Raw genomic sequence first — 259 nt, 5'->3', positions numbered from 1 at the left:
GACCGATGCCGCGCATGAAGGCCTCGCGCGCCAGTTCGCCGATCATTCGATCCATCGCCGCTATCTGGCGGTATGCGCGGGCCATCCCAACCCAGCGGAAGGCACGATCGATGCCCGCCTCGGCCGTTCGGACCGGGACCGGAAGAAAATGGCCGTGCTCGCAAAGGATTCCTCACGCGGGAAACATGCCGTTACGCATTACAGGCTCGTCCAGCGACTCGCCCATGCCGCGCTGATCGAATGCCGGCTGGAAACGGGG

General features: G+C 64.9%; 1 protein-coding gene. It reads left to right on the top strand.

Annotated elements, in window-relative coordinates:
- Positions 1-259, top strand: a 259-nt coding sequence (locus A3736_RS08550; RefSeq protein WP_233999326.1) for a pseudouridine synthase, incomplete at both ends; no start/stop codon positions are given.

It is taken from the genome of Erythrobacter sp. HI0063 (genome assembly GCF_001635685.1).
Classification (GTDB): domain Bacteria; phylum Pseudomonadota; class Alphaproteobacteria; order Sphingomonadales; family Sphingomonadaceae; genus Qipengyuania.
The sequence above is the reverse complement of the archived record's forward strand: the minus strand, read 5'-3'. Positions and strand labels throughout refer to the sequence as shown.